At 63.9% G+C, this 25,593-nt stretch carries 26 protein-coding genes; 14 read left to right on the top strand and 12 right to left on the bottom strand.

The window, feature by feature from the left end:
* Window positions 1-26: 26 nt before the first annotated feature.
* The 6 genes from AC1RZR_RS10635 (at window position 27) to deoA (ending at window position 6,402) form a co-directional block, all read left to right on the top strand.
* Window positions 27-1,559, top strand: coding sequence for an ABC transporter ATP-binding protein (locus AC1RZR_RS10635; RefSeq protein WP_477277837.1), 1,533 nt, complete (start codon window positions 27-29; stop codon window positions 1,557-1,559).
* Window positions 1,556-2,695, top strand: coding sequence for an ABC transporter permease (locus tag AC1RZR_RS10630; protein WP_481828473.1), 1,140 nt, complete (start codon window positions 1,556-1,558; stop codon window positions 2,693-2,695). Before AC1RZR_RS10635 ends, AC1RZR_RS10630 begins: the two co-directional genes overlap by 4 nt.
* A 1-nt stretch (window position 2,696) precedes the next feature.
* Entirely contained in the window at window positions 2,697-3,668 is a 972-nt protein-coding gene (locus tag AC1RZR_RS10625; protein WP_481828472.1) for an ABC transporter permease, read from the top strand.
* Window positions 3,669-3,832: 164 nt separating this feature from the next.
* Window positions 3,833-4,225, top strand: a complete 393-nt coding sequence (gene cdd / locus AC1RZR_RS10620; RefSeq protein WP_481828471.1) for a cytidine deaminase — start codon at window positions 3,833-3,835, stop codon at window positions 4,223-4,225.
* Between the two features lie 48 nt (window positions 4,226-4,273).
* Window positions 4,274-5,083, top strand: coding sequence for a purine-nucleoside phosphorylase (locus tag AC1RZR_RS10615; RefSeq protein ID WP_481828470.1), 810 nt, complete (start codon window positions 4,274-4,276; stop codon window positions 5,081-5,083).
* Window positions 5,083-6,402, top strand: coding sequence for a thymidine phosphorylase (gene deoA, locus AC1RZR_RS10610; protein ID WP_481828469.1), 1,320 nt, complete (start codon window positions 5,083-5,085; stop codon window positions 6,400-6,402). The genes AC1RZR_RS10615 and deoA overlap by 1 nt, the downstream gene beginning before the upstream one ends.
* 23 nt (window positions 6,403-6,425) lie before the next feature.
* Here deoA and AC1RZR_RS10605 read toward each other — a convergent pair whose 3' ends face one another.
* The 3 genes from AC1RZR_RS10605 to AC1RZR_RS10595 form a co-directional block, all read right to left on the bottom strand.
* On the bottom strand, window positions 6,426-6,989 hold the full coding sequence (locus tag AC1RZR_RS10605) for a TIGR02281 family clan AA aspartic protease (protein ID WP_481828468.1): 564 nt from the start codon (window positions 6,987-6,989) through the stop codon (window positions 6,426-6,428).
* Window positions 6,990-7,084: 95 nt separating this feature from the next.
* Window positions 7,085-7,714, bottom strand: coding sequence for a uracil phosphoribosyltransferase (upp, locus tag AC1RZR_RS10600; protein WP_023671129.1), 630 nt, complete (start codon window positions 7,712-7,714; stop codon window positions 7,085-7,087).
* 146 nt (window positions 7,715-7,860) lie between these two features.
* Window positions 7,861-8,835, bottom strand: coding sequence for an adenosine deaminase (locus tag AC1RZR_RS10595; RefSeq protein ID WP_379102898.1), 975 nt, complete (start codon window positions 8,833-8,835; stop codon window positions 7,861-7,863).
* A 131-nt stretch (window positions 8,836-8,966) separates the two neighbouring features.
* Here AC1RZR_RS10595 and ubiE point away from each other — a divergent pair, with 131 nt between their 5' ends.
* From ubiE to coaBC, 3 genes are all read left to right on the top strand, one after another.
* Window positions 8,967-9,743, top strand: coding sequence for a bifunctional demethylmenaquinone methyltransferase/2-methoxy-6-polyprenyl-1,4-benzoquinol methylase UbiE (ubiE, locus tag AC1RZR_RS10590; protein ID WP_477277852.1), 777 nt, complete (start codon window positions 8,967-8,969; stop codon window positions 9,741-9,743).
* 70 nt (window positions 9,744-9,813) lie between these two features.
* Entirely contained in the window at window positions 9,814-11,388 is a 1,575-nt protein-coding gene (gene ubiB, locus AC1RZR_RS10585; protein ID WP_481828467.1) for a 2-polyprenylphenol 6-hydroxylase, read from the top strand.
* 95 nt (window positions 11,389-11,483) lie between these two features.
* Complete coding sequence (gene coaBC / locus AC1RZR_RS10580) at window positions 11,484-12,956, top strand: bifunctional phosphopantothenoylcysteine decarboxylase/phosphopantothenate--cysteine ligase CoaBC (protein ID WP_481828466.1); 1,473 nt, start codon at window positions 11,484-11,486, stop codon at window positions 12,954-12,956.
* Between the two features lie 108 nt (window positions 12,957-13,064).
* Here coaBC and AC1RZR_RS10575 read toward each other — a convergent pair whose 3' ends face one another.
* The gene (locus tag AC1RZR_RS10575; protein WP_477277858.1) at window positions 13,065-13,640 is read right to left on the bottom strand and encodes an invasion associated locus B family protein; all 576 of its coding nucleotides are present in this window, start codon (window positions 13,638-13,640) and stop codon (window positions 13,065-13,067) included.
* A gap of 25 nt (window positions 13,641-13,665) precedes the next feature.
* Window positions 13,666-13,830, bottom strand: a complete 165-nt coding sequence (locus AC1RZR_RS10570; protein WP_477277860.1) for a hypothetical protein — start codon at window positions 13,828-13,830, stop codon at window positions 13,666-13,668.
* Between the two features lie 156 nt (window positions 13,831-13,986).
* Between AC1RZR_RS10570 and AC1RZR_RS10565 the strand changes: the two genes are divergently transcribed.
* Together AC1RZR_RS10565 and AC1RZR_RS10560 are read left to right on the top strand one after the other, a co-directional pair.
* Window positions 13,987-14,295: a hypothetical protein gene (locus tag AC1RZR_RS10565; protein ID WP_481828465.1), complete on the top strand. Its 309-nt coding sequence runs from the start codon at window positions 13,987-13,989 to the stop codon at window positions 14,293-14,295.
* A 126-nt stretch (window positions 14,296-14,421) separates the two neighbouring features.
* Complete coding sequence (locus AC1RZR_RS10560) at window positions 14,422-14,898, top strand: NUDIX hydrolase (RefSeq protein WP_481828464.1); 477 nt, start codon at window positions 14,422-14,424, stop codon at window positions 14,896-14,898.
* Window positions 14,899-14,907: 9 nt separating this feature from the next.
* Here the strand turns inward: AC1RZR_RS10560 and AC1RZR_RS10555 are convergent, their stop codons facing one another.
* From AC1RZR_RS10555 to AC1RZR_RS10535, 5 genes are all read right to left on the bottom strand, one after another.
* Entirely contained in the window at window positions 14,908-15,759 is an 852-nt protein-coding gene (locus tag AC1RZR_RS10555; RefSeq protein WP_481828463.1) for a citryl-CoA lyase, read from the bottom strand.
* Window positions 15,756-16,940: a CaiB/BaiF CoA transferase family protein gene (locus tag AC1RZR_RS10550; RefSeq protein ID WP_481828462.1), complete on the bottom strand. Its 1,185-nt coding sequence runs from the start codon at window positions 16,938-16,940 to the stop codon at window positions 15,756-15,758. The genes AC1RZR_RS10555 and AC1RZR_RS10550 overlap by 4 nt, the downstream gene beginning before the upstream one ends.
* A gap of 15 nt (window positions 16,941-16,955) precedes the next feature.
* Window positions 16,956-18,479: a tripartite tricarboxylate transporter permease gene (locus AC1RZR_RS10545; protein ID WP_481828461.1), complete on the bottom strand. Its 1,524-nt coding sequence runs from the start codon at window positions 18,477-18,479 to the stop codon at window positions 16,956-16,958.
* Window positions 18,480-18,483: 4 nt separating this feature from the next.
* Window positions 18,484-19,020, bottom strand: coding sequence for a tripartite tricarboxylate transporter TctB family protein (locus AC1RZR_RS10540; RefSeq protein ID WP_481828460.1), 537 nt, complete (start codon window positions 19,018-19,020; stop codon window positions 18,484-18,486).
* A 125-nt stretch (window positions 19,021-19,145) separates the two neighbouring features.
* Complete coding sequence (locus AC1RZR_RS10535; RefSeq protein WP_481828459.1) at window positions 19,146-20,123, bottom strand: Bug family tripartite tricarboxylate transporter substrate binding protein; 978 nt, start codon at window positions 20,121-20,123, stop codon at window positions 19,146-19,148.
* 287 nt (window positions 20,124-20,410) lie between these two features.
* On the opposite strand from AC1RZR_RS10535, the gene AC1RZR_RS10530 reads away from it, so the two are divergent.
* Both AC1RZR_RS10530 and AC1RZR_RS10525 read left to right on the top strand, forming a co-directional pair.
* The gene (locus AC1RZR_RS10530) at window positions 20,411-21,178 is read left to right on the top strand and encodes an IclR family transcriptional regulator (protein WP_481828458.1); all 768 of its coding nucleotides are present in this window, start codon (window positions 20,411-20,413) and stop codon (window positions 21,176-21,178) included.
* 328 nt (window positions 21,179-21,506) lie between these two features.
* On the top strand, window positions 21,507-23,999 hold the full coding sequence (locus tag AC1RZR_RS10525; RefSeq protein WP_481828457.1) for an EAL domain-containing protein: 2,493 nt from the start codon (window positions 21,507-21,509) through the stop codon (window positions 23,997-23,999).
* Between the two features lie 7 nt (window positions 24,000-24,006).
* Here the strand turns inward: AC1RZR_RS10525 and AC1RZR_RS10520 are convergent, their stop codons facing one another.
* Both AC1RZR_RS10520 and AC1RZR_RS10515 read right to left on the bottom strand, forming a co-directional pair.
* A complete protein-coding gene (locus AC1RZR_RS10520; protein ID WP_477277881.1) occupies window positions 24,007-24,546 on the bottom strand; it encodes a GNAT family N-acetyltransferase in 540 nt (179 codons plus the stop codon).
* 158 nt (window positions 24,547-24,704) lie between these two features.
* Window positions 24,705-24,863, bottom strand: coding sequence for a hypothetical protein (locus AC1RZR_RS10515; protein ID WP_481828456.1), 159 nt, complete (start codon window positions 24,861-24,863; stop codon window positions 24,705-24,707).
* A 157-nt stretch (window positions 24,864-25,020) separates the two neighbouring features.
* Between AC1RZR_RS10515 and AC1RZR_RS10510 the strand changes: the two genes are divergently transcribed.
* The gene (locus tag AC1RZR_RS10510; protein ID WP_481828455.1) at window positions 25,021-25,482 is read left to right on the top strand and encodes a DUF2214 family protein; all 462 of its coding nucleotides are present in this window, start codon (window positions 25,021-25,023) and stop codon (window positions 25,480-25,482) included.
* Window positions 25,483-25,593 lie beyond the last annotated feature (111 nt).

Genomic DNA, 25,593 nt, shown 5'->3' with positions numbered 1-25,593 from the left:
AAAAAAATAAGAGTGGGACAGGCTGCATGGCGCAAGCCGCAATCGAGCTGATCGGCATCAACAAGAGTTTTGGCGCCGTGCGCGCCAACCGCGACATCAATCTGGAGATAGCACGCGGCACCATCCATGGCATTGTCGGCGAGAACGGCGCCGGCAAGTCGACGCTGATGTCGATCCTCTACGGCTTCTACCAGGCCGACAGCGGCGAAATCCGTGTTGGCGGCCAGCCGGCATCGATCAAGACGCCCAATGACGCCATCGCGCTCGGCATCGGCATGGTGCATCAGCATTTCATGCTGGTCGACAATTTCACGGTGCTGGAAAACATCATTCTCGGCGCCGAAAGCGATGCACTGCTGAAGCGCAGCATCGCCAAGGCGCGCTCCGAGCTCGAGCGTCTCGAACGCGAATACGGGCTGGAGGTGGATCCCGATGCGATCATCGAGGAACTGCCGGTCGGCCTGCAACAGCGGGTCGAGATCCTCAAGGCTCTCTATCGCGGCGCCGAGATCCTGATCCTCGACGAGCCGACCGGCGTGCTTACCCCGGCCGAGGCCGACCATCTGTTCCGCATCCTCAAGCAGTTGAAGGAACAGGGCAAGACGGTGGTTCTGATCACCCATAAATTGCGCGAGATCATGGCCATCACCGACACGGTGTCGGTGATGCGCCAGGGCACGATGGTGGCGACGCGCGAGACAGCCAAGACCACCGTCGAGGAACTGGCCGAGCTGATGGTCGGGCGACGCGTGCTGCTCAGGGTTGAAAAGGGCGAGGCGGAAGCCGGCGCAGTCAAGCTCGCGGTCAAGAACCTGACGGTGAGGGACACCCGCGGCGTCACCATGGTCGACGACATCTCCTTCGACATTCGCGCCGGCGAGATCGTCGGCATCGCCGGCGTCGCCGGCAACGGACAATCGGAACTGCTCGAGGCGATTTCCGGCATCAGGCGCGCCGTGTCCGGCTCGGTCATGCTCGACGGCAAGCCGATCGACCTGACGGGTGCCGCCGACCCGGGCGAGTTGCGCGACCGCGGCCTGGCGCACGTGCCGGAGGATCGCCACCATGTCGGGCTGGTGCTGGCCTTCGAGGAGAACGAGAACTCGATCCTCGGCTATCACGACGACCCCCGCTATTTGAAAGGGCCGTTCCTCAACATCGATGCCATCCGCAACGATGCCAAGGACAAGATCGGCAAATACGACATCCGCCCCGCCGACTGCCGGCTGAAGACCGCCAATTTCTCCGGCGGCAATCAGCAGAAGATCGTGCTGGCGCGGGAAATGGAACAAGACCCGGGTGTTCTCATCGTCGGCCAGCCGACGCGCGGCGTCGATGTCGGCGCCATCGAATTCATCCATAAGCGCCTGATCGCCATGCGCGACCAGGGCAAGGCAGTGCTGGTGGTTTCCGTCGAGCTGGACGAGATCCGTTCGCTCTCCGACCGCATCCTGGTGATGTTTGCCGGCCGCATCGTCGGCGAGCGCGGCCCGGAAGCGACCGAGGGCGAACTCGGGCTGCTGATGGCAGGCGTCGAGCATCAGGAGGCCGCACAATGAGCACGCCTTACGCCAAACTGCCGGCCTGGGCAGACTACGGCCTGATCCCGGTGATCAACCTCTTCGTTGCTTTCGTCGTCGCCGGTTTCGTCGTGGTTCTGGTTGGCGAGAACCCGTTCCGCGCCGCGGTCATCCTGGTCGAGGGCGCCTTCGGCAAGGGGACAGGCATTGCCTTCACCCTGTTCTATGCCACGACTTTCATCTTCACCGGCCTGTCCGTGGCGGTGGCAGCGCATTGCGGCCTGTTCAACATCGGCACCGAGGGGCAGGCCTACATTGCCGGCCTCGGTATCGCTATCGTCTGCCTTTCCTTCGACAGCGTGCTGCCATGGTGGCTGACGTTCCCGCTGGCCATCGTCGCTTCGGCGGTCGTTGGCGCCATGTGGGCACTAATCCCCGCCTATCTGCAGGCCAAGCGCGGCTCGCATATCGTCATCACCACCATCATGTTCAACTTCATCGCCGCCTCGATCATGGTTTACCTGCTGGTCGGCCCCCTGAAGCCGGCAGCCTCGCAAGCGCCGCAGACGCGCAACTTCCTCGCCGGCGCGGAATTGCCGAAGCTCAACTGGATCATCGAGCTGTTCGGCGCCAAGATCCGTTCGGCACCGCTCAACATTTCCTTCCTGCTGGCGCTGATCATGGCCTTCCTGGTCTGGCTGCTGATCTGGCGCACCAAGCTCGGCTACGAGATGCGCACCTACGGCCACAGCCCGAAGGCGGCGCGCTATGCCGGCATTTCGGAAACCCGCATCATCATCACCGCGATGATGATCTCGGGCGCGCTGGCCGGCATGATGGCGCTCAATCCGGTGATGGGCGACCAGCACAATGTCGCGATCGACTTCGTTTCCGGCGCCGGTTTCGTCGGCATCGCCGTGGCGCTGATGGGCCGCCTGCATCCTGTCGGCATCGTTCTGGCGGCGATCCTGTTCGGCATGCTCTACCAAGGCGGCGCCGAGCTTGCCTTCGAGATGCCGGCGATCAGCCGCGACATGATCGTCATCATCCAGGGTCTGGTGATCCTGTTCGCCGGCGCGCTCGAGCACATGTTCCGGCCTTACATCCAGGCGTTGTTCGCCTCTTTCAGTCCGCGATCGGTCGGCATGGAAGCGGTCAAGGGGAAGGGTGCCTGAAATGGATGTGTTCAACGCCATCGTCCAGACACTGGACTCGACCATCCGCCTCTCGGTGCCGCTGCTGCTCGCATGCCTCGCCGGCCTCTATTCGGAACGCGCCGGCATCTTCGACATCGGTCTCGAAGGCAAGATGCTGGTCGGCGCCTTCGCCGGTGCGGCGGCCGCTTCCGTGTTCCATTCGGCCTTTCTCGGCCTCGGCATGGCCATCCTGATCTCTGTCGCGTTTGCCCTTGTCCACGGCTTTGCCTCGATCACCCATCGCGGCAACCAGATCGTCTCCGGCGTGGCGATCAATTTCATCGCCGCCGGATCGACCATCATCCTCGGCCAGGCCTGGTTCGAGCAAGGTGGCCGCACGCCGGCACTACAGCCGGGCGAACGCTTCGAGGCCATCACCTGGCCCGGCGCCGATGCCATCCACAATGTGCCGATCATCGGACCGATCTATGCCGAGCTCCTGTCGGGCCACTCGATCCTGGTCTATCTCGCCTTCCTGATGGTGCCGTTCACCTGGTGGGTGCTGTTTCGCACCCGCTTCGGCCTGCGCCTGCGCGCCGTCGGCGAGAACCCGGCCGCCGTCGACACCGCCGGCATTTCCGTCGCCTGGCTGCGCTACCGGGCGCTGATCTGCACCGGCGTGCTGACTGGCATCGCCGGCGCCTATCTGTCGATGGTGCAGAATGGTGGCTTCGTGAAGGACATGACCGCCGGCAAGGGCTACATTGCGCTGGCCGCGCTGATCTTCGCCAAGTGGAAGCCGGTCAACGCCATGTTCGCGTGCCTGTTGTTCGGCTTCCTCGACGCGCTGTCGATCCGCCTGCAGGGCTCGCCGCTGCCCATCATCGGCAAGGTACCGGTGCAGTTCATGCAGGCGCTGCCTTACATCCTCACCGTCATCCTGCTCGCCGGCTTCATCGGCAAGGCGATCCCGCCGCGCGCCGGCGGCGTGCCTTACGTCAAGGAACGCTGAACTCGGCTCAGGCCAAGGCATGTCGCTCAAAAGTGGTCCCGGTTTTGAGACAACGGAATGCATAGAAAATAGACTTAAAGCGCGTCGCATCACTCCATTTCGACGCGACGCGCTTTAAGCGGGAGTGCCGGGTTTTGGACACGATCATCGGAGAGAACAACTGAATGTCGCATGATCTGTTCGAGGCCGCCAAGGCTGCCATGGCCAAGGCCTATGCGCCCTATTCGAAGTTTCCCGTGGGCGCCGCCTTGCGCACAGAGGACGGGCGCGTCTTTGCCGGCGCCAACATAGAGATCGCCTCCTATCCGGAAGGCTGGTGCGCCGAGACCACAGCGCTTGGCCACTACATCATGGGCGGCGGCGGCAAGATCGTGGAGATTGCCGTCCTTGCCGAACGCATGGCGAAATGCTCGCCCTGTGGCGGCTGCCGGCAGCGGCTGGCCGAATTCTGCCGGCCGGAAGCAAAACTCTATCTCTGCGACAATACCGGTGTTGCGGAGACCGTGACCATGGGCGAGATGCTGCCCTACGGCTTCCGCGGCGACATTTTGAAATGAAGACCTGGTTGAAATGAAAGAACTGGCTGCAATGAAGAGTTGGCTGCGATGACGGAAAAGGCGCTCGACCATCTCGTCGAAAGGCTGGACGGCCTGGCGCCGTCGACCGCACTGGTGCTGGGTTCGGGCCTGGGCGGGCTGGTCGACCAGATCGAGGATCCGATCCGCATTTCCTATGCCGCCCTGCCTGGTTTTCCCAGAAGCGGCGTCACCGGCCATGCCGGCGAAGTGGTGGCGGGGTTGTTTGCCGGCGTGCCGGTGCTGATGCTGTCCGGCCGCGCCCACTACTACGAGCACGGCAACGCGGCTGCGATGCGGCCGGTGCTGGAAGTGCTTGCCGGCATCGGCATCACGAAACTGATCCTCACCAATGCTGCCGGCTCGGTCGATCCGGACATGCCGCCGGGCTCGGTGATGCTGATATCGGACCACATCAATTTTTCGGGCACCAATCCGCTGATCGGCGAGCCCAGCGACCGCCGCTTCGTCGGCCTGACCGAAGCCTATGATGCAGGCATCCGCAAGGCGCTCGAGCGGGCGGCGGAGGCGACCGGCACCGCGCTTCACAAGGGCGTCTACATGTGGTTCTCCGGCCCCTGCTTCGAAACGCCCGCCGAAATCCGCATGGCGCGCATCATGGGCGCCAACGCGGTCGGCATGTCGACCGTGCCGGAGGTCATTCTTGCCCGCTTCCTCGGACTTCGGGTCGCCGCCTGCTCGGTCATCACCAATTTGGCCGCCGGCATGACCGGGGCCGAGCTTTCGCACCAGGAGACCAAGGACATGGCGCCGGTCGGGGGCGCGCGGCTGGCAACGATCCTGCAGCGTGTGTTCCGCGACGGGCTGCTGGAGAGCTGATGCTTCCCCAGGAACTCATCCGACGCAAGCGCGATGGCCTGAAACTGTCGGCGCAGGAGATCGCCGGCTTCGTCGAGGGCGTGACTGACGGGGCCGTTTCTGACGGCCAGGTCGGCGCCTTCGCGATGGCGGTGTTCTTCAACGGCATGAGCCGCGACGAGGCGGTTGCGCTGACGCTGGCGATGCGCGATTCGGGTGACGTGCTCGACTGGTCGGACCTGCCCGGCCCGGTCACCGACAAGCATTCGACAGGTGGCGTCGGCGACAATGTCTCGCTGATGCTGGCGCCGATCGTTGCCGCTTGCGGCGCCTATGTGCCGATGATTTCCGGCCGCGGCCTTGGCCATACCGGCGGCACGCTGGACAAGATGGATGCGATCCCGGGCTATGCCAGCCAGCCCGATATCGCGCTGTTTCGCAAGGCGGTGCTCGAAACCGGTTGCGCCATCATCGGCCAGACCGCCAATCTCGCGCCCGCCGATCGCCGGCTCTACGCGATCCGCGATGTCACCGGCACGGTCGAATCGGTGCCGCTGATCACCGCTTCGATCCTGTCGAAGAAGCTGGCGGCCGGGCTGCAGTCGCTGGTGCTCGACGTCAAGGTCGGCAATGGCGCCTTCATGGAAAAGTCGCGTGACGCGACCGCGCTCGCCAACAGCCTGGTCGAGATCGCCAATGGTGCCGGGTTGAAGGCCTCGGCGTTGATCACCGGCATGAACGAGCCGCTGGCGTCGGCCGCCGGCAATGCGGTCGAGGTGCGCAATGCCGTCGATTTCCTGACCGGGCGTCTTCGTGATCATCGGCTGGAGGACGTGACGCTGGCGCTCGCCGCCGAGATGCTGCAATCGGCGGGGCTGGTGTCGTCCAACCAGGATGGCATGCGGCGCGCCACTGAGACGCTTGCCAGCGGCCGCGCCGCCGCCACTTTCGCGCGCATGGTCGCCGCACTCGGCGGCCCCGTCGATTTCATCGAGAAGCCGGAAAAATACCTGCCGAAAGCGGCGATCGAATTTGCCGTCAAGGCAGCCGCAAACGGCTTCGTCACCGGCATGGCGACCCGCGACATCGGGCTCGCCGTGGTTGGCCTGGGAGGCGGACGCACGCGGCCGGATGACAAGGTCGATCCCGCGGTCGGCATCACCAGGCTGTTGCCGGTCGGTGCGGAAGTGAGGATCGGCGAGCCGCTGGCGCTGGTCCATGCCCGTTCATTGGCCGATGCCGAGGTGGCCGCCGACGCCGTGCTTTCGGCCTATGCGACCGGAGCTTCGAAGCCGGCCGCCGACAAGTCGGTCATCCGGCGGATTCTTCCGCGCGGCTGATTGCGGATTTTCCGCGCGGCTGATTATTGAACGAGCAGCAGCGTGCCATTCTCGGCCTGGAATTTGCCAAGCCGATTGAGGAAGCTCATGCCGATCAGATTGGTGTGCAGCGCCCTGTCGTCGAGCACGATGGTCTGGACGTCATTGACCGTGATGCTGCCGATCTGCAGGCGGTCGATCATTGCCACGGCAGCCTTGATCGAGCCATTGGCGGTGCTGACCTCGTGACTGAAGTCGGAAGGGTTCAGCGACAGGCCAATCCTGCGTGCTGTCGAGGTGTTGATGGCGACCAGCGTGGCACCGGTGTCGATCATGCCGTCGACCTGACGTCCGTTGAGCTTGAAGGCCGACGAGAAGTGTCCGCGCTCGTCTGCCGTAACGACGACCTTTCGGCCAAGCGGCAGCGGCGCCGCCGGCCTGTCGGGCACCGAGGCCAGATTGACATCCGGCTGGGCTTCGACAGCGGCCTTGCCCGTCATCGGCGATCTCAGCAGGTTTTCGATGATTTGCGGATTCGACTGATACACAATCGGTATCGATGCCGATGTACCGGCAAAAACGCCAAGGATAAGAAGTTTGCGCAGCATGGATCGGCCTTCGTGAAAGGCGATCCTTAAGCCCGGATGGTGTTTGCCGCTTTAACGCACGCCAAAACCACGCCTTTGCGTAAACATTTGGTAAATTATTTGGTCCCGTACATGCGGTCGCCGGCGTCGCCGAGGCCGGGCATGATGTAGCCCTTCTCGTTGAGCTGGCGGTCGATCGAAGCGGTGAAGACGGGAACGTCCGGGTGCGCCTTGGTGAAGCGCTCGATACCTTCGGGCGCCGCCAGCAGGCAGAGGAAGCGGATGTTGGTGGCGCCGCGCTCTTTTAGCTTGTCGATCGCCGCGATCGCCGAATTGGCGGTTGCCAGCATCGGATCGACGACGATCACCAACCGGTCGGCGAGGTCGCTCGGCGCCTTGAAGAAATACTCGACCGCCTCCAGAGTTTCATGATCGCGGTAGAGACCGACATGGGCGACGCGGGCCGCCGGCACCAGGTCGAGCAGGCCTTCGAGCAGGCCGTTGCCGGCGCGCAGCACCGAGGCGAAGACCAGCTTCTTGCCCTCCAGCGTCGGCGCTTCCATGGTCTCCATCGGAGTCTCGATCGTTGTCGTCGTCAGTTCAAGGTTGCGGGTGACCTCGTAGCCGAGCAGCAGCGAGATCTCGCGCAGCAGCCGCCGGAAGCCGGCTGTCGAGGTCTCCTTCTTGCGCATGATGGTCAGCTTGTGCTGGACAAGCGGATGGTCGACGACGGTGACGCCCTGCATGATGTTCTCCTGATGTCTGCGCCCGAAAGTGCGCGCATGGTCCTTTCGGACGCGCCGCGCTTCAAGCTGCTTGAGCGAACCCTAGCGACAATGCGCCGGCCAAGGAACCGCTTGGCCAGCACCGACCACAGTTTTGTCGGAAGAAATCAGCGAGAGGCGCCGTTGAGGCGGGCAAGAAGCGCGGTCTTGGTCTTTCTGTCGACGAAAGCGGCCTCGATGGCCGTTCTGGTGACGGCGGTCAGCGCCTTTTCGTTCATCGAGAAATGCTCGGCGGCAATGTCGTATTCGCGCTTCAGCGAGGTCCAGAAATAGGGCGGATCGTCGGAATTGAGCGTTACCTTGCAGCCGGCCGCCTGCAGGGCCGGAAAGGGGTGGCCGGCAAAACTGTCGAACACCTTGAGCGCGATGTTGGAGCCCGGGCAGCATTCCAGCACGACGCCCTCATCGGCGATGCGCCGGACAAGGTCCGGATTCTCGATGGCACGCACGCCGTGGCCGATGCGGGAGGGACGGATGTGATCGAGTGCCGCCTTGACGGTCTCCCAGCCTGTCAGTTCGCCGGCATGGATGGTGATGCCGAGCCCGGCCTCGCGGGCGATCTCGAAGGCCCTGACATAGTCCTCCATGTCACCTATGCGTTCGTCGCCGGCGACGCCGAAGCCGGTGACCAGCGGATGACCGCAGCGCGCCGCGAAGCGCGCCGCCTTTTCGATCGACTCGACGCCGACATGGCGCACGCCGGTGACGATCATGCGGCCCTCGATGCCGGTCTTGGCCTTGGCCCGGGCCATGCCTTCGCCAAGTGCGTCGGTATAGGCCTTGGGCGACAGCCCGGCCTTCGTGGCATGGTCGGGCGACGTGAACACCTCGGAATAGATGGCGCCGTCGCGAGCGAGGCTGGTCAAATAATGGTCGGCCAGCCGCGCATAATCCTCTTCGGTCCGGAACAGATCGGAGGAGAAATCGTAGGCCGCGAGGAAAGAGGTGAAATCGTGCCAGACGAAGGAACCGTTCTGGATATAGGGCGAGGTATCCTTGCCGTATTTCTGCGCCTGGCGAATGACGAGTTCGGGCGCCGCTGCCCCTTCAATGTGGCAGTGCAGTTCCGCTTTCAAAAGCATTCACACATCCCGTCGGTCGTCCAGGTCTTGAAACCACCACCTGGAAGCGCGGCTGAACACCGCGCCTTAAACAATAGCGCCCGCACCATCGATCGGCTATGGTCCCGCCGGTTTTATGACGGATCAAAAAAATGTCAGTTGAGAGAACCACGGCCGCGGGCGGCATGGAAACCTCCTATGGTTTCAAGCGTGTAGGGGCTGGCGACAAGCAGTCCCTGGTCAACGATGTTTTCCACAAGGTCGCCAACCGCTACGACCTGATGAATGATCTGATGTCGGCCGGCCTGCACCGGCTGTGGAAGGATGCCATGGTCACCTGGCTCAATCCTCCAAAAAGGATGGGCTGGCGGGTGCTCGACGTTGCCGGCGGCACCGGCGACATCGCCTTCCGCATCGTCGCTGCCAGCCAAGGCAATGCCCATGCCACCGTGCTCGATATCAATGGCTCGATGCTCGCCGTCGGCCGCGATAGGGCACAGAAGAAAGGCCTCTCCGGCAACACCGACTTCGTCGAGGCCAATGCCGAGGAACTGCCCTTTGCCGACGCCACGTTCGACGCCTACACCATCGCTTTCGGCATTCGCAACGTGCCGCGCATTGATGTCGCGCTCAGCGAAGCGTTCCGCGTGCTGAAGCCGGGCGGGCGCTTCCTGTGCCTCGAATTTTCCGAAGTCGAGATGCCGCTGCTCGACACTGTCTACGAAGCCTGGTCGTTCAACGCCATTCCAAAGATCGGCAAGATGGTCACCGGCGACGGTGAACCCTATTCCTACCTGGTCGAATCGATCGCCAGGTTCCCCAACCAGCAGAATTTCGCGACGATGATTTCCCGCGCCGGCTTCGATCGCGTCTCCTTCCGCAACTATTCCGGCGGCATCGCGGCACTTCATTCGGGCTGGAAGCTTTGAGGCTGGACCGCATTTCTCACAGTCGATATGCGCTGAGCCGGTTCGAAGAGCCGGCAGGACGGCCGCTCCCATGAGCACGGCCAGCGCAGGATTTCGGCTCGTACGGGCCGGCTGGGTGCTGGTGCGCGAGGGCGTCGTCGCCGCCTTGCCGGGCGAGGAACTGTCCGGCCTGCCGAAGTTCGGCTGGCGGCTGGCGCGACTGTTCACCCGCCGCCGCGCGCTGGCCTATGAGCGCAGCGACCGGCTTGCCAAGGCGGTGGTCCGGCTCGGGCCTTCCTATGTCAAGCTCGGCCAGTTCCTGGCGACACGGCCCGACGTCGTCGGCAACGACATGGCGCTCGATCTCGCCATGTTGCAGGACAAGATGCACACCTTTCCGAAGGCCGAGGCGATCGCGGCTATCGAGGCTTCGCTCGGGCGCAAGGTCGACGATCTCTACGCGCAATTTGGCGATCCGGTCGCCGCTGCCTCGATAGCCCAGGTCCATGCCGCCGACGCCGTCCATGACGGCATAGCCACCAAGGTGGCGGTGAAGGTGATCCGGCCGGGCGTACGCCGCCGCTTCTTCCATGATCTCGAAAGCTATTTCCTCGCCGCCCGCCTGCAGGAGAAATACATCCCGTCGTCGCGCCGGCTGCGGCCGGTCGAGGTGACCGAGACGCTGGCGCAAACCACCAAGATCGAGATGGACCTCCGCCTCGAGGCGGCCGCGCTCTCGGAACTCGGTGAGAACACCAAGGACGATCCGGGCTTTCGCGTGCCTTCCGTGGACTGGGAACGCACCGGCCGTGACGTGCTGACCATGGAATGGGTCGACGGCGTCAAGATGAACGACATTGCCGGCCTTGCCGCTGCCGGCCATGACCTGAAAATCATCGCCGCCAACCTGATCCAGTCGTTTCTGCGCCACACGCTGCGCGACGGCTTCTTCCACGCCGACATGCATCCGGGCAACCTGTTCGTCGAGGCGGATGGCACCATCGTTGCCGTCGATCTCGGCATTGCCGGCAGGCTCGGCAAGAAGGAGCGCCGCTTCCTCGCCGAAATCCTCTACGGCTTCATCACCCGCGACTATCTGCGTGTCGCCGAAGTGCATTTCGAGGCCGGCTACGTGCCGCGCCAGCACAATGTCGCGGCCTTCGCGCAAGCGATCCGGGCGATCGGCGAGCCGATCCACGGCCAGCCGGCCGAGACCATTTCGATGGCCAAGCTTTTGACGCTGCTGTTCGAAGTGACCGAACTCTTCGACATGGCAACGCGGCCCGAACTGATCCTGCTGCAGAAGACCATGGTGGTGGTCGAGGGCGTGGCGCGCACGCTCGACCCGGCCTTCAACATGTGGAAGACGGCCGAACCGGTTGTCGGCGGCTGGATCGCCGGCAATCTTGGACCGCGTGGCATGCTGATCGATGCGCGCGATGGCGCCAAGGCGCTGCTGACGCTGGCCCGCCAGGCGCCCGAGCTTGCGGCGCGCACCGATCGGCTGTCGCGCGAGATCGACCTGATGGCAGAGCACGGCCTGCGCTTCGACGAGACCACCGCCCGCGCTATCGGCAAGGCCGAGGCGCGCTACAGCCGCTCCGGCCGCCTGGCGCTGTGGGTAATCGCGTTGACGCTGGTCTATATCGCCTGGAAGCTCATGTAGCGTCGGATCCACACCAGGGTTCGTTTCCGCAACTTGCACCCGATTGATTGCATTGCTATCATTGCCATCGGCAAACTGCGGCAGAGTGCAATCAAATGGCCAGCATCACCATCCGCAACCTTGACGATGAGGTCAAGGAACTGCTGCGCCGCCTGGCGGCGGAAAACGACCGCTCCATGGAAGAGCAGGCGCGGGTGATGATCCGGGCCGCTGTTGACGGGCAGATCGGTCCTGTGGGCCGCATCGACCAGATCGAGAGAACCCTCCGCGACCTGACCAGCTCGCACACCGCAGCCGCCACAGTCGCAGCTCCGGCACGCAAGGTCTTGCCGCGCGGCAGCCTTTCCAGCAAGCGCATCCTGCTCATCATCGGCGGCGGCATTGCCGCCTACAAGGCGCTGGATCTGATCCGCCGGCTGCGCGAGCGCGGTGCCTCGGTGCGGGTGGTCATGACATCAGCCGCGCAGGAATTCGTCACCACGCTGTCGGTGGGCGCGCTCTCCGCCGACCATGTCTTCACCGAGCTGTTCGACCGCCAGGACGAGCACGATGTCGGCCACATCAGGTTGTCGCGCGAGGCCGACCTTCTGGTGGTGGCGCCCGCCACCGCCGACCTGATGGCCAAGCTTGCCAACGGCCACGCCAACGATCTTGCCTCCACCGTGCTCCTCGCCACCGACAAGCCGGTTCTGATGGCGCCGGCCATGAACCCCAGAATGTGGGCGCATCCGGCCACCCGCCGCAACCGCGCGATGCTGCAAAAAGATGGCATTGCCTTCATCGGTCCGGCCAAGGGCGAGATGGCCGAAAGCAATGAGGCGGGCGAAGGCCGCATGGCGGAGCCGCTGGAGATCGCCGCGGCCATCGAAGCGTTGCTCGATGTCAGCCCAAGGCCGCTGTCGGGGCGCAAGATCATCGTCACCTCCGGCCCGACGCATGAGCCGATCGACCCGGTGCGCTACATCGCCAACCGTTCGTCCGGCAAGCAGGGACACGCCATTGCGGCAGCACTGGCCAGGCTTGGCGCCGATGTGCGCCTCGTCTCCGGCCCCGTCGGCATCGCCGATCCCACCGGCGTGAAGACCATCCATGTCGAACGGGCTGAAGAGATGCGCGATGCGGTGGAACAGCTTCTGCCTGCCGACGCGGCGGTGTTCGTCGCCGCCGTTGCCGACTGGCGCAGCGAGAATTCAGCCGGCGAGAAGATCAAGAAGGTCGCAGGCGAAGGACCGCCGGTGCTGCGCATGGTCGAGAATCCCGACATTCTCGCCGGGGTTGGCCATCACAGCCAGCGACCCGGCCTTGTGATTGGCTTCGCCGCCGAGACACAGGATCTCCTGCGCAACGCCGAGGCCAAGCTCAGGAAGAAGGGCGCCGATCTCATCGTTGCCAACGACGTGTCGCACGAAAGCGGCATCGGTCCTGCGGGCGTGATGGGCGGCGATCGCAATCGGGTGCGCATCGTGTCGAAGGCCGGCGTCGACGAATGGCCCGAGATGAGCAAGGACGAGGTGGCGGCGCGGCTCGCCGCCCTGATCGCCGAACGGCTGAAATCGATCGTCGTTTGAACGGTGGCGCCGGAACGAAATCCGGCCGCCAACATCCTGCTGTTTGCTACATGCCTGCCGCTAAAACGACATTGAGGCGGCGCGCGCCTCCGGTCCTACACTGCGCGGTCAATTGGCCAAAAGCGCCGCGGTTCGGGCAAGCGCGCCGGCGAAGCCGTTGAGCGGAATGGAAAAGCTCACCGCTTGTCCGGTGTCGGCGGCGAAGGCGTCGATCTTCAGGGTGGTGCCTGATTTCAGCAGCGGCGTGACGGTCGCATCGAACGCCACAGGCACCAGGCAGCCGACGACCTGGCAGGTGTTGAATGGCAGGCTGCCATCCAGCTTCTGATCGTCGATGGTCAGGCTGACGCCCTTGGCCAGCGCCAGGCCGAACGGCAGAGCCAGCGTACCCGTGGCATCCTCGCCGGTCTTGCCCGACAACTCGATAGCCAGCAGGCGCTGGTTGCTTTGCTTGTTGAATTGCTGATGCGACAGGCTGCAGGCTTTGGTCGCGCCTGATATCTGGCAATTGACCGTCCAGTCGCCATGGGTTTCGGACAGCGCCGAGGCGCCGCCAGGCAGTTGCGGCGCATCGGCGGCGGGCGGCGCTGCCGCCTTGTCGGTCTTGGTTTGCGCAGCCACGGCCGGCATACCGACGACGCAGGCAACACCCAGCAGGGCCACGAAATACGCGTGCTTCCTCATCAAGACCCTCCCGCCCGGCTCCGCCTTAGGCCAGCTGGTAGCTGACCTTGAAAGACGCGCCGATGGCGTTCTGTTTAACCGTTTCGCCGAAGGCACCGTCATCCCTGACAGACATGCCGGCACCGTTGACGCCATTCCGCTCAAGGCCGGCACCGACCCGATAGAGCGGCGAATCGACGGCTTCCGTCAAGTGCAATGCGGGGTTGCGAGGCAGGTTCTCCGCCACCGCAAAGCAACCTTCGGTGATCGATGACCCCGATTTCGCTTCGATCTGCTCCGAGATATGGCACGGCCGGTCAGACGCCCTATATTAAGGTCAGGATTTCTTTCATGCGGGAATGAGCGGATGTCGGCGCTTCGGCCATCTACGGTTTTCACATCGGCAATACTGGTCGCAGCAATGCTGGTCGGCGCTTGCCTGCCCGCTTCGGCGCAAGCGCTCAATTCCGCCGCCGGCAACAACGCACTGATCCGGCAGAACGACCTGCAAATCCTGCAGAACAGGGTGCAGCGGCAGCAATACCAGCAGCAACAGCAGCAGTATCGCGCCCAGGACCGCCAGAGTGTCCAGCAGCCGCGGCCGGTGGTGCCGCAACTCAAGCCAAGCTGCTCGACGCAGATAATCGGCGCCACCGCCGTGAGCAATTGCCGCTGACAAGCCGGCGTTTTTCGTTTATTTAGCCGACTTATGTATTCGGGTGCCTTTCAGCACACGCGGAAGTTTTGGTTTTGCAACGATGCCTTGTCGCGCTATGCGGCATTGCATCGACTGGATTCACGAATGGCAGCCACCAAGAAAAAGGCCGTACGCAAGGCAAAGAAGGGCGAGAGCATCCGTCAGGTGGCGGCGATTCCATTTCGGCTGAACGCGGGCGGTGATATCGAGGTGATGCTGGTCACGTCGCGAACCACAAGACGCTTCATCGTCCCCAAGGGTTGGCCGATGAAGGGCAAGAGCGGACGCAAGGCGGCCACCATCGAGGCGCAGGAGGAAGCCGGCGTGCTCGGCAAGACGCTGAAGGAACCGGCGGGCACCTATTCCTACTGGAAGCGTCTGGCCAACCGCTTCGTTCGCGTCGACGTCATCGTCTATCTGATGGAGGTGACCGAGGAACTCGCCGACTGGCAGGAAGCGAAACGACGACAGCGGGCCTGGCTGCCACCGGCCGATGCGGCCTTGCTCATCGATGAGCCCGACCTCTCGACGCTGGTGAAAACCTTGACGATTGCCCGGCCTGCGCCGGTCGACCTCACCTGAGATCAGGCCTCACTCACTCGTGTCGTCCCCTTGGGGAAAGCGGCGCATAGGTGTGCCGGTATAGGCCCACAACCATTCGCGCGGCAGCGGCCCCTTGTTTCGCTCGGCTTGCTGCGACTGTTCCCAGGCATGCGCCAGGATGCCGACCGAGCGCGACAACACGAAAAGCCCGCGCGTCAGCGGAGGCGGAAAGCCGAGTTCGCCATAGATGACGGCGGTGGCGCCATCGATGTTGAGCGGTATCTTTTTCCCCTTGCGCCGCGCGACTTCCGCCTCGATCGCCTCGGCGATATCGGCGAAGCGTCCATTGACGACACCCCGCGCGGCAAACTCACGCGTCAGTCCCAGCAGGCGTGGCGCGCGCGGATCGACGGGATGGAAGCGATGTCCGAGCCCCGGCACATAACCCTTCTCCTCGGCGAAGAACCGGTCGAGCCGTGCCGAGACGGCTGTATCCAGAGTCATGCCACCATCGAGCGCCACGGCGATGTCCCCGTAGAAGGACAGCGCCTGTTCGCCGGCGCCGCCATGGACGTCGCCGAGCACATTGATGGCCGAGGCCATGGCGCTGTTGATGCCGACGCCGCAGGTTGCAGCCATCCGCGCGATGGCGATCGACGGCGCCTGCGGCCCATGGTCGACGGCGGCACCCAGCGCAATGCCGAGCAGCGCTGCCTGGTCCTTGCTGGGCAATTCGCCACGCAGCATCAGCCAGATCATCGCCGGAAAGCTGACGCGGCCGATCAGATCCTGGATCTCATAGCCGCGCAGCCGGATGATACCGGGCCGCATCTCGATGATATCGGTCTGCCACCATTCCTCGCCGCGCTCACGGCCGGTGTTTTTCTCCGTGCCGCTCATGCCCGTGCCTTCGTCTTGGCGCGCGGCGGCAGGCTGGCGAAGACCTCGTCCATATGCTCGCCAAGCATCGGCGGCGGCTTCGTCGGCAGCGGCGCCGTGCCATCGACCATGAACCCGCCGCGCAGAACCGTCAGTGGCCTGTCCATACCCGGCACGTCCTCAAAACTTGCTGTCACCTGGCGCTCGAGCACTTGCGGCTCGTCCAGCACTTGCGGGATCGTCAGCACCCTGCCCGCCGGCACGCCGGCACGATTGAGCGTCTCTTCCCAGACCGCCGCCGGCGCCCCCGCCAGGGTGTCCTCGATCTCAATTTTAAGCGCTGCCCGGTTGCGCTTGCGCGTCTCGCGCTCGGCAAAGCGAGGATCCAACGCCAGCTCCGGCCGCCCGATCAGCCGGCACAGCGTCACGAACTGCTCCTGCTTGTTGGCGGCGATGTTGAGCAGTCCGTCGCCGGTGCGAAAGGCGCCGGACGGCGCAGCGGTCATGTTCTCATTGCCCATTGGCTGCGGATCGACGGCGGCGGTCAGGTAGTTGGAGACCGGCCAGCCGAGCGCCGACAGCGTGCATTCGAGCATCGAAACGTCGAGAAAGGCGCCCTCGCCGCTTGTCTTCTGCCGCACCAGCGCGGCGGCAATGGCGAACGCCCCGACCAGTCCGCCAAGCGTGTCGGCAACGGGGTAGCCGACCCGCAGCGGCGCCGTTTCCGGCGTGCCGGTGATGCTCATGATCCCCGACAGGCCCTGGATGATCTGGTCATAAGCCGGGTTGTCGCGCATCGGCCCGGTCTGGCCGAAGCCGGATATCGCACAATAGACAAGGCCGGGACGGACCGCCTTCAGCGCCTCGTAGCCAAGGCCGAGCCGATCCATCACGCCGGGACGGAAATTCTCCACCAGTGCATCGGCGCTGGCGGCCAGATCGAGGAAGCGCTCGCGATCGGCCGGCTTTTTGAGGTCGAGCACCACCGATCGTTTGCCAGCGTTCTGCGCCAGGAACGAGGCGCCCATGCCGGCGCTGTTGAGCTGTGGCGAGCCACCGAGCTGGCGTGCCAGGTCACCGCCTTGCGGGACCTCGACCTTGATCACGTCGGCCCCGAGCAGCGCCAGCTGATAGGCACAATAGGGGCCGGCCAGGACGTTGGTCAGGTCGAGGACGCGGATACCGGAAAGCAGTTCTGTCATGACATCAGGGATCGATCAGGCATCGCCGGGCACATGCTCCGGTCCGCGCCGCCGGCGGTGCTCGACATAGGCCCAGATATGCGGCCCGACCAGGCCGATGAAGGCGAGCGTCAGCAGCGTCAGCGACAGCGGATGCTTGTAGAACACCGACCAGTCGCCATTCGAGATGGTCATCGCCCGGCGGAACTGGGTTTCGGCGAGTGGCCCCAGGATCATGCCGATGATGACCGGCGCGGTCGGGAAATCGAAACGCCGCATCAGGAAGCCGGCCCCTCCCAGGAGATAGAGGATGACGAGGTCAATAGGCGATTGCGAGATGCCATAGGTGCCGACGGTGGCGAACACCAGGATGCCGGCATAGAGCTGCGGCGCCGGGATTTTCAGCAGCCGCACCCAAAGACCGATCAGCGGCAGGTTGAGGATGACGAGGATGACATTGGCGATGAACAGGCTGGCGATCAGCCCCCAGACGAGGTCGCCCTGCGTTGTCAAAAGCAGCGGACCGGGGTTGATGCCATAGCTCTGGAACGCCGACAGCATGATCGCCGCCGTTGCCGAGGTCGGCAGGCCGAGCGTCAGCATCGGCACCAGCACGCCGGCGGCGGACGCATTGTTGGCGGCTTCGGGGCCGGCAACGCCCTCGATCGCGCCGACCGTGCCGAACTCCTCCTTGTGCTTCGACAGCTTCTTTTCGATGGCGTAGGACAGGAAGGTCGGGATTTCGGCGCCGCCGGCCGGCATGGCGCCGATCGGAAAGCCGATCGCCGCACCGCGCAGCCAGGGTTTCCACGAGCGCCCCCACTCGGCAGCGGTCATGTAGAGCGAGCCCTTGAGCGGCACGATCTCATCCTTGCCGGCATAGCGGCGCGAAGCCATGTAGAGCGTCTCGCCGACGGCGAACAGGCCAACAGCGGCGATGATGACGTCGACGCCATCGAGCAGTTCGGTCATGCCGAAGGTGAAGCGCGGCTGGCCGGTCTGCAGGTCGACGCCGATCATGCCTATGACGAAGCCGGCGAACAGGCTGGTCAGGCCGCGCACCGAGGACGAGCCGAGCACCGCCGAAACCGTGATGAAGGCCAGCACCATCAGCGAGAAATATTCGGCCGGACCGAAGGCGAGTGCGAATTTGACCACCACCGGCGCCAGGAAGGCGACGCCCAGCGTGCCTATGGTGCCGGCGACGAAGGAGCCGATCGCCGAGGTGGCAAGCGCCGCACCGCCACGGCCGGATCGCGCCATCTTGTTGCCTTCGAGCGCGGTGACGATGGTGGCGCTTTCGCCGGGCGTGTTGAGCAGGATCGACGTCGTCGAGCCACCATACATGGCGCCGTAGTAGATGCCGGCGAACAGGATGAAGGAGGCTTCCGGCGCCACCTGATAGGTGATCGGCAAAAGCAGCGCGATGGTCAGCGCCGGCCCGAGACCGGGCAGCACGCCGATAGCGGTGCCGAGCGTGGTGCCGAGCAGGCACCACAGAAGGTTGACCGGGGTGAAGGCAACCGAGAAGCCGTGAGCGAGATGGCCGAGCGTTTCCATGGCGTCAGGCTCCAAACGTGCCGATGATCGCATCGATCACCGTGTTCAGCTGGTTCTCGATGAAGCCGGCGCCGATGTTGACGCCGAGCGCCCTGGCGAAGCCGAAATAGGCGGCCAGCGCCAGGATCAGGCCGAGCCCTGTGTCGCGCAGCGTACGCTTGCTGCCGAAGCCGTAGCAGACGAGAACGAACATGATGACGGATGCCGCCGTGAAGCCCAGCGGCTGGATGAGCAGCAGATTGGCGAGCAGGCCGATAACGACGAAACCCATCGCCTTCCAGTCGGTCGGCGTTTCCCTTTCCTCTTCAGGCTGCCAGCCGCCGCGCAGCGCCGCGAGGATGAGCAACAGGGAAAGCACCACCAGACCAACCATGGTGAGGTAGGGAAAGACGGTCGGGCCGACCTTGGAGTAGAGCGGCGACACCGGGATCGCCAGCGTCTGCCAGGCCACGGCGCCGGCGCAGGCCAGAAGCCCGACGCCGATCAACAATTCCGGCACGGCAAGGCGCGACGGCGCCGCCTGCTGGTCGCTGCTGCTCATGATTGTCCTCCCCAGGATAGCTGGCCAAGATGCCGGCGCCGCACGGCCGGATCCTCACCGCAGTTTCACGCCGGCTTTGCATTCCATGCGAGAAGGGGCGGCATGCGCCGCCCCTTTAGGGAAGATCAGGCAAGCCCGAGATCCTTGAGGATCGCCTCGATGCGGGCCGTATCCTCGGTGACGAATTTTGCATAATCGTCGCCGGTGAGCAGGATCGGCGTCCAGTTGCGGTTCTTGCATTCGGTCGCCCAGGCCTCGCTCTTGGCCATGCTCTCGACCATCGTGATCATCGCCGCCTTGTCGGCATCGGAAACGCCGGGAGGTGCGAAGACCCCACGCCAGTTGAACAGCTCGACATCGATCCCGGCTTCCTTCAGCGTCGGCGCGTCGATGCCGTCCTGGCGCTTGTCGGCCGAGATGGCAAGCAGCCGCAGCGCGCCCGCCTTGACCTGTTCGGAGAACTCGCCAAAGCCGGAGATACCGGCCGCGACCTGGTTGCCGAGCAGCGCCGACAGGGCCTCGCCACCACCGGCGAACGGGACGTAGGACAGGTTTGTCGCCGGCACGCCGACGGTCTTGGCGATCAGTCCGAACAGGATGTGGTCCGAACCGCCGGCCGAGCCGCCAGCCACAGGAACCTTTGTCGGATCGGCCTTGAGTGCGGCGACGAAATCGGCGGCCGTCTTGAACGGCGATTCCGCCGGGACCACCAAGGCCTCGAACTCGCCGGTGAGGCGGGCGATCGGGGTGACCTGCGTCAAATTGTTGGCAGCCTTGTTGGCGATGATGGCGCCAACCATGACCATGCCGGCAACCATCAGCGAGTTGCCCTTGCCGTTCCATTGGTTGATGAACTGCGGCAGTCCGACCGTGCCGCCGGCGCCGCCGACATTGGTGATCTGCGAGCCGGAGATGAGCTTCTCACTGCGCAGCACCTGGTCCATCGTGCGCCCTGTCTGATCCCAGCCGCCGCCAGGTGCTGCCGGCACGAAAATCTGGATCTGCGGTGCGCCTTCGGCGAAAGCGGGTGAAAGATGAAGTCCTGCAAGGCCAGCAGCGCCAGCCGCCGCCGCGCTCATCAAAAATCTGCGTCTGTTCAGCATGGGGATTCCTCCAGATCACGACACCTCCTCCGGTGCCTGCCAAAACGCGCCTGAATCCAGACCCGTAATCGAGTTCAAGCAGATGTTACCAAGTTCTGTCAACGGGAACGATATTCTACTAGACAGAACGCGTCGGCGGCGCGACACATTGGCTCCGCTGAGCAGGTTCCGCAAAAGTGTCCGCGGTTTTGCGACAAGAACCTGCGGCAAACAAAAAACCTAAGCAGACGACGCGTTGGCGAAGCCAGCGGAGTCTGCTTAGGGCCTTCTCCGAGTTGGGAACCGCAATGGACTCACCAGGCAAATCGGCTGATCCAGACATCCGGCCCGCGACCGAGGGGGTTGCCGCGCTTGATCGGGCGATCACCATCCTCGATGCCTTCACCACGGCGGACAGGTCGCTCAGCCTGGCCGAAATCGCGGCGCGGACCGGCCTCTACAAGAGCACCATCCTGCGGCTTGCGAATTCCCTTCTACGCGGGCAGTTGCTCGAGCGTCTGGACGATGGCCGTTATCGCGTCGGACCCGCGACCTTCCGGCTCGGCGCACTCTATCAGCGTTCGGTGGTGGCGGTCGACATCCTGCTGCCGATCATGCGCGACCTTTCCGAGCGAAGCTGGGAGAGCGTTGCCTTCTATGTTCGTTCGGGCGACGTCCGCACCTGTCTCTACCGCGTCGAATCCAAGCACCCGATCCGCTACACGATACGCGAAGGCGACGTGCTGCCGCTGCTGGTCGGCTCGGGCGGCCGCGTGCTTGCGGCGTTTTCCGGCCAGCAGGGCGAGCCGTACGAGACCATCCGCAAGACCTGCAACTGTCTCGCCGTCGGCGACCGCGACCCCGAGACGGCGGGCGTGTCGGCGCCGGTGTTCGGGCCGGGCCGCGCCCTGCTCGGCGCCTTGACGCTGGCCGGCCCCAGCACGCGCGTCGACGCGGCATTTCTCCAGCGCATGAAACGCCCACTACTCGAGGCGGCTGCACGCGCCACCCGCGCCTTCGGCGAGGACGCCTCCATGCTCGAGCAGGCGAGCCTCGCGGCGGACGTTGCGTCGTAGCGTCGATCGGCCAGTCGGCCGAAGCAAAGCGCGATGCGTGTCCACGCAACACTGCCCGCGCATGCAATTCCGGGAAGAAGCTCCAGAGAGACGAATACAATCTGATTCAACTTTAAGTAGTTGCATGGCGCAGCGTAATATTCGGTCACCCGAAACAAGAATCGCTCATATAAATAGTTGAAGTCTTTATTCGCTGTTAAGCCCCCTCGTGATACCCGGACTGTTGTCGCCAGATGAGCGACACTAGGGAAGAACGTCGTCTCCACCGACGGATGAAACAGTCGGACAGACGGCCTGACAAGGATCATGGCAAGTCCATGGATATTCGATGAAGCTGTCATCGATGGACCCGAAACCCCGTCTTCTCGGGCTCGTCTGGCCTTTCATCGCCGTCGTTCTTGTTCAGGCGCTGGTTGCCAGCCTCAGCCTCCACACGCTGTCGGCGGTCCGCGCCTATGTCGGCGGCGAGAGCCAGTGGTCCAAGGGTCAGAAGCACGCCATCTATTTTCTCAGCCTCTATGCCGACACAGGCAAAGTGGAATTCTTCCGCGAATACAGCGGGGCAATCGCCGTTCCGCTGGCTGATCGTTCGGCCCGCCTCGCACTTGAGCAGCCCGAGCCCGACACCAATGCCGCACGTACCGGCTTCCTGCAGGGCAGGAATCACGCCGACGACGTAGCCGGGATGGTCTGGCTGTTCCAGAATTTCCGCGGCTTCAGCTATCTCGATGCCGCCATCCGGCACTGGATGGCCGCCGACACGATGATCCTCGCCATCCAGCGGCTCGGTGACGCCATGCACGAGAGGCTGGGCAAGGGGCCGGCATCGGCGGCTGAGATCAGCGCCTGGAAAGCGGAGATCCATCGGCTCGATCATCAGGTCAGCCCACTTTCCAAAGCCTTCTCGGACAGCCTCGGCGAGGGATCGCGCTTCATCAAGATATTGCTCACATCAGCCAATCTGGTCACCGCCGCCTTGCTGATCCTGCTTGCCGTATGGCGCACGCGCAAACTCCTGGCGCAGCGTCAGGCATTCCAGATGGCGCTCAATGCCGAGCGTGAGCGCGCCCAGATCACCCTGGCTTCGATCGGACAGGCCGTGATCAGCACCGGCGCAGACGGGCGGCTGGATTACATGAATGCCGTCGCCGAAAGATTGCTGGCATGTCCGCTCAGTGCCGCCAGGGGCAAGCCGATCGCGTCGCTGTTTCGCCTTGTGGACAAGGACACCAGCGCCGAAGACATCGGCCTGGTCGAGCGCCTGCTGGCCGGTGAGCCGCACCTTTCGAGCGCGCGTCCGCAATTGCTGCAGCGGCCGGATGGCTCCGTTGTGCCCGTCGCGCTGACCGGCGCCCCGCTGCTCGTTTCCGGTCACGTCGCCGGCGCGGTGCTGGCGTTCCACGACATGACGCGCGAAGAGGACTATATCGAGCGGCTGTCGTGGCAAGCATCGCATGATGCGTTGACCGGACTGGCCAACCGACGCGACTTCGAGAGCCGGCTGGAAAGAACGATCGCGGACCTCCAGGACCGGCCTCGCCAGCTCGCACTCATGTATCTCGACCTCGATCAGTTTAAGCTGGTCAACGATACCTGTGGTCATGCCGCGGGCGACCAGCTGCTGCGCCGGATTTCGGCGCTGCTGACCCACGAATTGCGACCGGGCGATGTGCTGGCCCGGCTGGGCGGCGACGAGTTCGGCGTGCTGCTCGTCGATTGCGATGGCGACAGCGCGGCCGACATCGCCGAACGGCTGCGCGCGGCGGTGCAGGATCTGCATTTCGCCTGGGATGACAGGCCTTTCAACTCCAGTGTCAGCATCGGCATGGTGCAGATCGCCAATGCCGAAGTGACGATCGAGGAAACGCTCAGGGCCGCCGACGTCGCCTGTTACTTGGCCAAGGAAAAAGGCCGCAACCGCGTCCAGATCCACAGCGATGGCGATGTGTTCATGCGGGAGCGCTTCGGCGAGATGGCCTGGGTGCAGCGCCTGCACGTCGCCCTCGAAGAAAACCGCTTCAGGCTTCATGCCCAGGAAATCTGGCCGCTCAACGACGACATCGCCGAGGCGGGCGCGCATATCGAGATCCTGTTGCGGCTGACCGACGAAGACGGCAGCTTCGTCACCCCGCAGAGCTTCATTCCCGCGGCCGAACGCTACGGCCTGATGCCGTCGATCGATCGCTGGGTGGTCCGCAACACCTTCGCCATTCTGGCGGCGCGGCAAGCCGATCCGCGCTCGGCTCCGATTGCCACATGCGCCATCAATCTTTCCGGAGCGAGTTTCGGCGACGAGACATTCCTCGACTTCCTGCGCGAGCAATTCCTCGTCCATGGCATTTCGCCCGCCATGATCTGCCTGGAGATCACCGAAACCAGCGCCATCGCCAATCTGACCAGTGCCATGCGCTTCATTGCCGACCTGCGCGGGCTGGGCTGCCGCTTCGCGCTCGACGATTTCGGCTCCGGCATGTCGTCCTTCGCCTATCTGAAGCACCTGCCGGTCGACTACCTCAAGATCGACGGCAGCTTCGTCAAGGACATGCTGGAAGATCGCATCGACCACGCCATGGTCGAGATGATCCATCACATCGGCAAGGTCATGGGCAAGCGCACCATCGCCGAGTTCGTCGAAAGCGACGGCATCATCGCCGCCTTGAAAAAAATCGGCGTCGACTATGCCCAGGGCTATGCGATCGCCAAGCCGCAGCCTTTCGATGTTTCGACGGTGCTGCTCAGCCGGAAATTCGCACCGGCTGCCAAAAACGCTGCCGATCCATGGGTCGATCTGGCGCGGAAGCTCAGCCGCAAGGCCGGCTAGAACCGTTTCAGGCGAGCCGTTCCAGCAGGATGGTCGGAGCGTCGTGGTAGGTGGTCCGCACCACTTCCCGGTAACCGCATTTCGTCGCAACGTTCAGCGAGGCGGCGTTTTCAGGGTCGATGATGCAGACGGTCTTCGCCGGCCCGAACGTCTCTTCGCCCCATGCCAGGATGCGGCCAACCACCTCGGTGGCAAAGCCTGCGCCATGAACGGCCGGAGCGAGCGCCCACCCGGCCTCGGGAATGCCTTCAATCGACGGCTCCATATCGCGCTTCAGATCGTGAAAACCGGCCTCGCCGATGAAACGGCCCGTCGCCTTCTCCTCGATCGCCCAAAAACCGTAGCCGAGCAGCGACCACAGGCCGGCATGACGCAGGAAGCGCATCCAGCTTTCTTCGCGCGTGCGCGGCTTGCCACCGATAAAGCGGGTGACGACGGGATCGGTCCACATCGTCGCATAGGCGTCGAAATCTCCCAGCCGGTGTGCCCGCAGGATGGTTCGCTGCGTCTCGATGACAGGGGCGCTGGTTGCTTGCGGATTGTTCATGGGATCTGCCTTGCTTGTCTCCCGGCGCGTAGCAAATTGCCCGGGCCTGGCAAGGGCCAAGGCAGGGCATGTCATCTTCCAGACGAGAAATTGTTCTCAGCCGCGCCAGGCCATGTTCATGGAGACGCCGCCTGCAGCTCGTCCAGCATCTGGTCGAGTCACTTCCTGCCTGGTACCCGGCCTTTGGCGCGGCCGATCCAGCCGAGATTCTTCTGGTAATCCGGCCGTGCCTGATAAGCCGTCATCAAACCGCGCTTTGTCAGGACAGCGCGGCCATCATCGGGCATCGGGTTTAGGGCGCGTTTCAATGCGGTCATCCGCGGAACTTTCAGGTTGTCAGGAACTGTCGTCAATGACGCTCACGGCCAGGTCGAAAGCGAGCTCGCGAGTGGGAATTTTGCGGAACGATGCTACCCTTCGCAAGGTGACTGGTTCAGCTTGGCCGGTCTCAGTGCCTGCCAACAAGGAAAATGCATGGACACCACCGATCTCGTGCTTGCCATCATCCACCATCTGCTGGTGTTTTCCCTGGCAGGGATCATCGGCGCCGAATTCGTGCTGATCCGCGGCGATCTGGCCGCCGCCACGCTCAAGCGGCTCGCCGGCATCGACCGTCACTATGGCATCATCGCAACGCTGATCATCATCGTCGGCATCGGCCGTGTCTTCTATGGCCTCAAGGGTTGGGAATTCTACGTCTACAACTGGGTGTTCTGGGCCAAGATGGCGGCGTTTGGCATCGTTGGCCTGCTGTCGATCATCCCGACCATACGTTTCATTTCCTGGAACCGGCAGGCAGGCGCCGACCCCTCGTTCCTGGTGCCGGCGGCTGAGCTTGCTTCGGTGAAGACCTATATCCGTGCCGAGGCGTTCATCTTCCTGCTGATCCCGGTCTTCGCGGCGGCGATGGCAAGGGGCTACGGCTACCTAGAATAGAGCGGAGGAACGGCAGAGAATCGCAGTTTGCCATTCGAGGCCGATTGCAATCTGCTAGCTTGCGCTAGTTGTTGCTCTATCCGCAGCCGGTGTTGGGAGAACGCCGCGCGC

This window comes from Mesorhizobium bavaricum (assembly GCF_056781655.1).
This window is presented reverse-complemented; position numbering and strand designations above follow the sequence as displayed.

Excerpts from the sequence above, each read along its gene's own strand:
- deoA (WP_481828469.1), top strand. The coding sequence starts at position 5,083 with ATGCTTCCCCAGGAACTCATCCGACGCAAGCGCGATGGCCTGAAACTG.
- AC1RZR_RS10510 (WP_481828455.1), top strand. The coding sequence starts at position 25,021 with ATGGACACCACCGATCTCGTGCTTGCCATCATCCACCATCTGCTGGTG.
- AC1RZR_RS10625 (WP_481828472.1), top strand. The coding sequence starts at position 2,697 with ATGGATGTGTTCAACGCCATCGTCCAGACACTGGACTCGACCATCCGC.
- AC1RZR_RS10535 (WP_481828459.1), bottom strand. The coding sequence starts at position 20,123 with ATGCTGAACAGACGCAGATTTTTGATGAGCGCGGCGGCGGCTGGCGCT.
- AC1RZR_RS10515 (WP_481828456.1), bottom strand. The coding sequence starts at position 24,863 with ATGACCGCATTGAAACGCGCCCTAAACCCGATGCCCGATGATGGCCGC.
- AC1RZR_RS10555 (WP_481828463.1), bottom strand. The coding sequence starts at position 15,759 with ATGAGCGGCACGGAGAAAAACACCGGCCGTGAGCGCGGCGAGGAATGG.
- upp (WP_023671129.1), bottom strand. The coding sequence starts at position 7,714 with ATGCAGGGCGTCACCGTCGTCGACCATCCGCTTGTCCAGCACAAGCTG.
- AC1RZR_RS10615 (WP_481828470.1), top strand. The coding sequence starts at position 4,274 with ATGACGGAAAAGGCGCTCGACCATCTCGTCGAAAGGCTGGACGGCCTG.
- AC1RZR_RS10520 (WP_477277881.1), bottom strand. The coding sequence starts at position 24,546 with ATGAACAATCCGCAAGCAACCAGCGCCCCTGTCATCGAGACGCAGCGA.
- ubiE (WP_477277852.1), top strand. The coding sequence starts at position 8,967 with ATGTCAGTTGAGAGAACCACGGCCGCGGGCGGCATGGAAACCTCCTAT.
- AC1RZR_RS10545 (WP_481828461.1), bottom strand. The coding sequence starts at position 18,479 with ATGGAAACGCTCGGCCATCTCGCTCACGGCTTCTCGGTTGCCTTCACC.
- AC1RZR_RS10575 (WP_477277858.1), bottom strand. The coding sequence starts at position 13,640 with ATGAGGAAGCACGCGTATTTCGTGGCCCTGCTGGGTGTTGCCTGCGTC.
- AC1RZR_RS10530 (WP_481828458.1), top strand. The coding sequence starts at position 20,411 with ATGGACTCACCAGGCAAATCGGCTGATCCAGACATCCGGCCCGCGACC.
- AC1RZR_RS10595 (WP_379102898.1), bottom strand. The coding sequence starts at position 8,835 with ATGCTTTTGAAAGCGGAACTGCACTGCCACATTGAAGGGGCAGCGGCG.
- AC1RZR_RS10540 (WP_481828460.1), bottom strand. The coding sequence starts at position 19,020 with ATGAGCAGCAGCGACCAGCAGGCGGCGCCGTCGCGCCTTGCCGTGCCG.
- coaBC (WP_481828466.1), top strand. The coding sequence starts at position 11,484 with ATGGCCAGCATCACCATCCGCAACCTTGACGATGAGGTCAAGGAACTG.
- AC1RZR_RS10635 (WP_477277837.1), top strand. The coding sequence starts at position 27 with ATGGCGCAAGCCGCAATCGAGCTGATCGGCATCAACAAGAGTTTTGGC.
- AC1RZR_RS10630 (WP_481828473.1), top strand. The coding sequence starts at position 1,556 with ATGAGCACGCCTTACGCCAAACTGCCGGCCTGGGCAGACTACGGCCTG.
- AC1RZR_RS10550 (WP_481828462.1), bottom strand. The coding sequence starts at position 16,940 with ATGACAGAACTGCTTTCCGGTATCCGCGTCCTCGACCTGACCAACGTC.
- AC1RZR_RS10565 (WP_481828465.1), top strand. The coding sequence starts at position 13,987 with ATGTCGGCGCTTCGGCCATCTACGGTTTTCACATCGGCAATACTGGTC.
- AC1RZR_RS10525 (WP_481828457.1), top strand. The coding sequence starts at position 21,507 with ATGAAGCTGTCATCGATGGACCCGAAACCCCGTCTTCTCGGGCTCGTC.
- ubiB (WP_481828467.1), top strand. The coding sequence starts at position 9,814 with ATGAGCACGGCCAGCGCAGGATTTCGGCTCGTACGGGCCGGCTGGGTG.
- AC1RZR_RS10560 (WP_481828464.1), top strand. The coding sequence starts at position 14,422 with ATGGCAGCCACCAAGAAAAAGGCCGTACGCAAGGCAAAGAAGGGCGAG.
- AC1RZR_RS10605 (WP_481828468.1), bottom strand. The coding sequence starts at position 6,989 with ATGCTGCGCAAACTTCTTATCCTTGGCGTTTTTGCCGGTACATCGGCA.
- cdd (WP_481828471.1), top strand. The coding sequence starts at position 3,833 with ATGTCGCATGATCTGTTCGAGGCCGCCAAGGCTGCCATGGCCAAGGCC.